Below are 7,144 nucleotides of genomic sequence, written 5' to 3'. Positions count from 1 at the left end.
GCAGCACAACCCACCCCCACAAACAGCCAACCCACCCCAACCGGCAGGCACTTACTGTCCCACAGCCACCCCGAACCACTTCGCCAGCAGAATCGCCCGCCCGACTTCCTGCGCAAGTGGCACCGCCCCGAGCAGGGCTCAACCGGCCCCGCGCACCACGTTCTTGCCGGTGGTCCGCCCCTCCGCCCCTCCGCCATGGCGTCGAGCGCGGCGGGGACGGCGGCCAGGCCGGGGACTTCGGTGACCGGCAGGGTGAGGTCACCGGCAGGGTGAGGTCACCGGCGGCGAGCAGGTCGAGGACCGTGCGGATGGCGCGGCCGACCCGTTCGGGGGCGGTGGCGGCCAGGGCGCGGTGGCTGAAGCCGGTGGCGGTGAGGTTCCCGGCCATCAGGCGGCCGAGCAGCCGCCGCCCGCGCGCGGCGGCGCAGCCCGTCAGCGCAGGCGCGAGGAGGACAGGATCGACGCCAGGTGCGCCACCACCATGCCCCAGGTGATCACCGCGATCCCCGCGACCGCCGCCCGCGTCGCGTCCAGGTTGCCGAGCACCGCGTCCACCACGGCCGCCGCCAGCAGCACCAGGGAGGCCTCGATGCCGTTCGTCACCCGGTGGATCTTGAACACCGAGGCGAGCCGGCGCGCGGTCGCGATGCCCTGCGAGCGCGGCTGGGTGGACTCCTCGTCCGCCGGGGCCTGCCCGCTGCGGGCCCGGGCCACGTCCACCAGGTCCGTCGAGGCCTTGAGCAGCACCACGCCCAGCGCGGCCGCCAAGCCCACCGACACCCACAGCTCCGACCCGCCCCGGGCCGCCCGCACGCCCGCGCCGATCATCAGCGCCGCGTCCGCCAGATAGGCGCCGAGCCGGTCCACGTAGACCCCGGCCATGCTGAACTGGCGCTTCCAGCGCGCCACTTCGCCGTCGACGCAGTCGAAGAGCAGGAACAGCTGGAACAGCACCGCCGCCAGTACGGCGCCGGTCAGACCGGGGATCAGCAGGGCCGCCCCGCCACCGACCCCGCAGACCACCATCACCCAGGTGAGGGTGTTCGGCGACACCGAGGTCCGCACCAACTGCCGGGTCGTGCGCAGCGAGATGCGGCGCATGTACAGCCGTCCCGCCCAGTGCTCACCGTTGCGGCTCTGCAGCTTGGCCTGCGGCTGGCACACCTCGCGCAAGTCCGCGAGCGCCGGAGCAGCCACCATGACGACATCCCTCCACCTGTCCCGAAACGATCACCACAGGCTACGGCCTCCAGGGCGCCGCCCCGACCGGCCCCTCGTCGCCGCCCGGAGGAGGGGGAGCTGCCCGCCGGGCGGCCCCGGAAGGAAAACCGGTGGGCCGCCGGAGGGCCCCGGGGCTAGGCTTCGCGGGTTCGTCGGAACCGGAAGCCCCGGCCCCGATCACCCGCCCCCGCAAGCCGGTTGACGTGGTCCGGAGCGCAACGAGGAGTGCTGATCATGGTGACCGCAGGCGGCGCGGCAGACAGCCCGGGCCTGGCCGAACTGCTGGCCGACCACCGGCCGCAGGGCCCGACGGAGACCGCCGACCACGAGCGCGTCCGCCACCTCACCGGGGCCGCCGACGCCTGGGACCGCGGGACGCCGCTGCACTTCACCGCCTCCGCGCTGATCGTCCACCCGCCGACCAGGCGCGTCCTCCTGCGCTGGCACGTCCGCCAGCGGGCCTGGCTCCAGGTCGGCGGACACGGCGATCCGGGGGAGATCCTGCCGCTGGACATCGCGCTGCGCGAAGGCCTGGAGGAGACCGGGCTCACCGACCTCGCCCCGTGGCCCGACGCCGCCCTCGTCCACCTCGCCGTCGTGCCCGTCCCGGCCTCGCCCGTCGAACCGGCCCACGAACACGCCGACCTGCGTTTCCTGCTGGCCACCGGCACCCCGGAGCGGGCGCGGCCGGAGAACCCCGCCGCCCCGCTGGAGTGGCTCACCATCGCCGAGGCCCGGCAGCGGACCACCGAGGAGAACCTCCGCGAGACGCTCGACCGGGCCGGCCGCCTGCTCGACGCCCCTGCCTGACCTTCCGAACCCCGCTGGAGCACACTCGGATGCACACCGACCAGACCCTCATCTTCGACGCCGACGACACGCTCTGGGAGAACAACGTCCTCTTCGAGCGCGTCATCGACGGCTTCCTGGACTGGGTCGCCACCCCGGCCGACCGCGACCGCGCCAGGGCCGTCCTCGACGAGATCGAAGCCGCCAACTCCGCCGCCCTCGGCTACGGCGCCGCCGTGTTCCGGCAGAGCCTCGCCGACTGCCTGCGGCGGTTGAACGGCGACCGCACCCCCACCCCGGCCGAGGAGGCCCGGATCGACGGCCTCCTCACTCCGCTCGGCAGCCGCGAGATCGAGCTGATCCCCGGCGTCGCCGACACCCTCGCCGACCTCGCCGGACGCCACCACCTGCTGCTGCTCACCAAGGGCGACCTCGATGAGCAGCAGCGCAAGGTGACGGCCTCCACGATCGACCACCACTTCCGCGGCGTCCACATCGTGGCCGAGAAGTCGGCGGACACCTACCTGCGGCTCGGCGCCGAGCTCGGCCTCGACCCCGACCGGACCTGGATGATCGGCAACTCGCCCAAGTCCGACATCGCCCCGGCCCGCCGGGCCGGCCTGCGCACGGTCTTCATCCCGCACCAGCACACCTGGGTCCTGGAGCACCAGGATCTCGGCCCCGACGAGGCGACCCTGCAACTGGCGGCCTTCCCCGAACTGCTGCGGCACTTCTGACGCAGACCGGCGGGACCGGCGGCGGTGCTCACAGCGCGAGGCTCACAGCGCGAGCGCCGGCGCCGGCGCCGGTGTGCCGCCCCGGTGCAGCCAGGCCCGCTCCGCGGCCGTCCACGTGCTCGTCGTCACCAGGTGGAGCGCCGCGGCCACCGGCACCAGCATCGCGAACAGCACCGACCCGAAGGACAGGTAAGGCAGCAGCCCAGCCCCCGGCTGAGGGGTCGGCTGCGCGGCCGCCGCCCGCCTGGCCCGGCGGAAGTTGACGTACCCGACCGCCGCCAGCCCGGCGTACAGCAGGCCGAACACCGCCGACTGCCCGGCGCCGTGCGCGCTCCCGACGTGCAGGCCGAGCGGCACGCCGAACAGGGTGTGGTCCAGCAGGCCGTTCGGGGTGGTGAACAGGCGGTACATCACCGAGAAGAACGGAATCTGCACCAGCATCGGCAGGCACCCCGCGAACGGCGAGGCCCGCTCCTCCCGGTACAGCTCGGCGAGTGCCTCCCGCAGCTTCTCCGGGCGGTCCTTGAACCGCCGGTTCACCTCGGCGACCTTCGGCGCCAGCCGCGCCCGCGACTTCTCCCCCCGCGCCGCCGCGCGCGCGAAGGGATGCAACGCCAGCCGGACGGCGACGGTGAACAGGACGATCGCCAGCGCGGTCGGCAGTACCTGGGCCAGCGCGGCGACGGCGGCATGGGCGACGGCGACGGCCGGGTCGAGAACAGCGAGAACGGACATGGTGGAGCGAGCCCTCCGGGGGTCTCGGAAAACGAGTGGTCGACGGAGGACGGCCGCGTGGAACGGCGGAAGACGACGAAGCTACGCGGCCGCCGGGGCCGCACCCGGTGCCCTCGGGCGTCGCCTGCCCCGGGCATCGGGATCGCGCTGCGGGAGGAAGGCCGTACGGAACGCGCGCCGCCGCAACACCCCGCTGCGCACCGCCGTGGGCGCCCGCGCGCCCAGCAGCCGCGCTCCCGCCAGCGTGCCCGCGACCGCACCGGTCAGCAGCGCCACGGCGGCGACCGCCGCCACCGACGCGACCGTCCCGCCCTCGGTCACCAGCTCCCCGGTCAGCACCCGGAGCAGGCCGAGCAGCATCGCGACGACGGTCATGCGCTGCTCCTCCTTCGGCGTGACGGACTCGGGCCGCACGGACTTGGGCTGCACGGACTTGGGCTGCACGGACTTCGCGGGCCTTGGGTTTCACGGCCCTCGGGCTTCGGCACCACGGATTTCGGGCCCCACGGACTCGGGGCCGGACTTCAGACGTTCAGGACGATCGCCGAGCCCGCCGAGTTCCCGCCCGGGCGCGGAATTCCCCGTAGCGTACCCGCCGCGCCGAGGCACTTCGTGAGGTGGTGCAGGGGCGTAGCCGCAGGTGCTACACGGGGCTACCGTGGAGGGATGAAGACGATTACCCAGCGGGAGTTCCGGAACAACTCCGCCGCGGTGATGGACGCGGTGGAGGCCGGGGAGACCTTCCACATCACCAGGAACGGGGTCGAGGTCGCGGAGCTGCGACCGGTGTCCGGACGGCGGCGGCTCACGGCGGAGGAGCTGGTGGCGCGGCACGTGAAGCTGCCGCGGGTGGACTACCAGCAGATGCGCAAGGAGGCCGAGGAGTACTTCGGGCCGGAGGAGCTGGTGGGCGACGAGGGCGACGACCCGTTCGAGCGGCGGCGTGGCTGAGCGCAGGCGGGCAGCCCGGCGGCGGCCGGCCGGGGTGCTCGACACCTGTGTCTACATCGATCTGGCCCTGCTCTCCCCGGCGAATCTGCCGGCCGTGCCGGAGCTGACCGCGATCACCTTCGCGGAGCTGCAACAGGGCGTGTCGATGGCCCGTGACGCGGTCAGCCGGGCCGCCCGGCTGGAGGTGCTGGGCGCGGCGATGGCCGACTTCGACCCGCTGCCCTTCGACGCGGCGGCGGCCGCCCGCTACGGCACGCTGGTGACCCTCACCATCGCCGCCGGGCGGCAGCCGCGCCCGCGCCGGATCGACCTGATGATCGCGGCCGTGGCCTCGGCCCACGGACTGCCGCTGTACACCCGCAACGTCGCGGACTTCCGGGGCCTGGGCTCGGCGGTGGAGATCATCGGGGTGTGAGGGCCGCCGCTCGCGGTTCTCCTCGCACTTCTCGCGCTGGTGGCCTGCCGCGCCCTCTGGCTGATCATCTAAGCAGCTTAGAAGTGGAATTGAGGGGGCGGCAGGCCCGGCGGCCGCTCAGCCCAGGCGGACCGTGGTGCCCGTGGCGGCGGAGGCCCGGGCGGCCTCCAGGACGGCCAGGGTGGCCACCGCGTCGCGCGGGTCGACCGGGGGCGGGGTGCCCGGGGAGGCCAGGGCGGCGGCGATGCCCGCGTAGAAGGCGGGGTAGTCGCCCGGTTCGGTGGGCAGCGCGATCGAGGACTCGTCGGTGCCGAGCGTGCCGTACTGCGAGGGCTGGTCGGCACCCCACGGGCGGGCGCCGTCCGGTCGGTGCCCGGCCCGCAGCTCCGCCTCCTGCGGGTCCATGCCGGGCTTGACGTACCCGGCGGCGTCGCCGAGCACCCGCAGCCGGGGGCCGATCAGCGGGGTGATGGCGCTGGTCCACAGGTGCGAGCGGGTGCCGGAGGCGTGGGTGAGGGCGAGGAAGGCGTCGTCGTCGACGACCGCGCCGTCCCGGCGCACGTCGACCTCCGCGTACACCGTCTCCACCGGGCCGAACAGCGTCAGCGCCTGGTCCACCAGGTGGCTGCCCAGGTCGTACAGCGTGCCGCCGACCTCCGCCGGGTCGGCGAGCTCGCGCCAGCCGGGCTTGGGCTTCGGGCGGAACCGCTCGAAGCGGGACTCGAAACGGTGCACCCGGCCGAGCGCGCCGCCCCGGACCAGCCGGGCGGCGGTCAGGAAGTCGCCGTCCCAGCGCCGGTTCTGGAACACGGAGAGCAGGATGCTTTGGGCCTCGGCGAGCCGGCACAGCTCCAGCGCCTCGGCGGCGGTGCTGGCCAGCGGCTTGTCGACGACGGTGGCCAGCCCGGCGCGCAGGGCGGCGCGGGCGAGCGGCGCGTGGGTGCGGTTGGGCGAGGCGACGACGACGAGGTCGAGCGCGTCCGGGTCGGCGAGCAGCTGCTCGGGGGTGTCGACGGCGCGGGCGCCGGGGTGTTCGCGGCGCAACTGCTCGCGGCGCTCGGGGTTGGCGGTGACCACGGCGTCCAGCCGCAGCCCCGGCGTGGTGGCGATGAGCGGGGCGTGGAAGGCGGAGCCGGCCAGGCCGTAGCCGATCAGGCCGACGCGGAACGGGCGGTCCGGGGAGGGCGAGGGGGTCGAGGCGCTCATGCGCCCACTCAATCACGAGGCGCCCGGTTGCTCCCGGTTTCGCAAGGGGCGGGGCCGGGGGGGGGATGGCGGGGCGGTGGTGCCGGTCCCGGGGGACGGAACGCGCTGTCGTCGGGCAGGCGTGCGGATTAGGCTGTGCCGCGTCAGGGCCTTCGACAGACGTTGCAACACTTCGGGAGACACGCACGTGGCAGACCGCAAGCCCATCGAGTCCTGGCTGACCGACATGGACGGCGTCCTCATCCACGAGGGCACGCCCATTCCCGGCGCGAAGGAGTTCCTGCGCAGGCTGCGGGAGTCCGGCAAGCCGTTCCTGGTCCTCACCAACAACTCCATCTACACCCCGCGCGACCTCAGCGCCCGCCTGGCCGGGATGGGCCTGGAGGTGCCGGAGGAGTGCATCTGGACCTCCGCCCTGGCCACCGCCAAGTTCCTCAAGGGCCAGCGCCCGGGCGGCACCGCCTACGTGATCGGCGAGGCGGGGCTCACCACCGCGCTGTACCAGGCCGGGTACGTGCTGACCGACAACAACCCGGACTACGTCGTCCTCGGCGAGACCCGCACCTACAGCTTCGAGGCGCTCACCAAGGCGATCCGCCTGATCAACCAGGGCGCCCGGTTCATCTGCACCAACCCCGACGAGACCGGCCCGTCCCCCGAGGGCGTGCTGCCGGCCACCGGCTCGGTCGCGGCCCTGATCACCAAGGCGACCGGCGTCGAGCCGTACTTCGTCGGCAAGCCCAACCCGCTGATGATGCGCGAGGCGCTGAACACCGCCGGGGCCCACTCCGAGACCGCCGTGATGATCGGCGACCGGATGGACACCGACATCGTCGCGGGCATGGAGGCCGGCATGGAGACCATCCTGGTGCTCACCGGCCTGACCGCCGCCGCCGACGTCGAACGCTTCCCGTACCGGCCGACCCGGGTGGTCAAGTCGATCGCGGACCTGGTCGAGCTGGTCTAGCCTCTGCGGTGCTGTCGTGGGCCCCGTTCCGGCCGGTCGCCGGAGCGGGGCCCGCTTCGTACCGTCGGCCCCGCGGTCTGTTGGGTCCGCGCTGTCTTCTGCGGCTTCTGTGGCTTCGGCGGC

The 7,144-nt window shown here is 73.9% G+C and carries 9 protein-coding genes; 5 read left to right on the top strand and 4 right to left on the bottom strand.

Annotation, left to right across the window (positions count from 1 at the left end; genetic code table 11):
• Positions 1–432 precede the first annotated feature (432 nt).
• Entirely contained in the window at positions 433–1,200 is a 768-nt protein-coding gene (locus ABT015_RS24930; RefSeq protein WP_350882659.1) for a CDP-alcohol phosphatidyltransferase family protein, read from the bottom strand.
• 255 nt (positions 1,201–1,455) lie between these two features.
• On the opposite strand from ABT015_RS24930, the gene ABT015_RS24925 reads away from it, so the two are divergent.
• Positions 1,456–2,031, top strand: coding sequence for an NUDIX hydrolase (locus ABT015_RS24925; RefSeq protein ID WP_350882657.1), 576 nt, complete (start codon positions 1,456–1,458; stop codon positions 2,029–2,031).
• A 29-nt stretch (positions 2,032–2,060) separates the two neighbouring features.
• Positions 2,061–2,747 (top strand): HAD family hydrolase, encoded by a 687-nt coding sequence (locus ABT015_RS24920; RefSeq protein WP_350882655.1) that lies wholly within the window; start codon positions 2,061–2,063, stop codon positions 2,745–2,747.
• Positions 2,748–2,789: 42 nt separating this feature from the next.
• Here the strand turns inward: ABT015_RS24920 and ABT015_RS24915 are convergent, their stop codons facing one another.
• Positions 2,790–3,482 (bottom strand): YidC/Oxa1 family membrane protein insertase, encoded by a 693-nt coding sequence (locus tag ABT015_RS24915; RefSeq protein WP_350882653.1) that lies wholly within the window; start codon positions 3,480–3,482, stop codon positions 2,790–2,792.
• An 81-nt stretch (positions 3,483–3,563) separates the two neighbouring features.
• Positions 3,564–3,926 carry a DUF6412 domain-containing protein gene (locus tag ABT015_RS24910; RefSeq protein WP_350882651.1) on the bottom strand — a complete coding sequence of 121 codons (363 nt, stop codon included), beginning with the start codon at positions 3,924–3,926 and terminating at the stop codon, positions 3,564–3,566.
• 222 nt (positions 3,927–4,148) lie between these two features.
• Between ABT015_RS24910 and ABT015_RS24905 the strand changes: the two genes are divergently transcribed.
• Positions 4,149–4,433, top strand: coding sequence for a type II toxin-antitoxin system Phd/YefM family antitoxin (locus ABT015_RS24905; RefSeq protein WP_063349249.1), 285 nt, complete (start codon positions 4,149–4,151; stop codon positions 4,431–4,433).
• Positions 4,426–4,848: a type II toxin-antitoxin system VapC family toxin gene (locus ABT015_RS24900; RefSeq protein WP_350882649.1), complete on the top strand. Its 423-nt coding sequence runs from the start codon at positions 4,426–4,428 to the stop codon at positions 4,846–4,848. The genes ABT015_RS24905 and ABT015_RS24900 overlap by 8 nt, the downstream gene beginning before the upstream one ends.
• A 117-nt stretch (positions 4,849–4,965) precedes the next feature.
• On the opposite strand, the gene ABT015_RS24895 is transcribed toward ABT015_RS24900, so the two are convergent.
• Positions 4,966–6,054, bottom strand: coding sequence for a Gfo/Idh/MocA family oxidoreductase (locus tag ABT015_RS24895; RefSeq protein WP_350882647.1), 1,089 nt, complete (start codon positions 6,052–6,054; stop codon positions 4,966–4,968).
• 187 nt (positions 6,055–6,241) lie between these two features.
• On the opposite strand from ABT015_RS24895, the gene ABT015_RS24890 reads away from it, so the two are divergent.
• Positions 6,242–7,021 carry an HAD-IIA family hydrolase gene (locus tag ABT015_RS24890; protein ID WP_063349252.1) on the top strand — a complete coding sequence of 260 codons (780 nt, stop codon included), beginning with the start codon at positions 6,242–6,244 and terminating at the stop codon, positions 7,019–7,021.
• Positions 7,022–7,144 lie beyond the last annotated feature (123 nt).

It is taken from the genome of Kitasatospora sp. NPDC094016, from assembly GCF_040304045.1.
Classification (GTDB): Bacteria; Actinomycetota; Actinomycetes; order Streptomycetales; family Streptomycetaceae; genus Kitasatospora.
The sequence above is the reverse complement of the archived record's forward strand: the minus strand, read 5'-3'. Positions and strand labels throughout refer to the sequence as shown.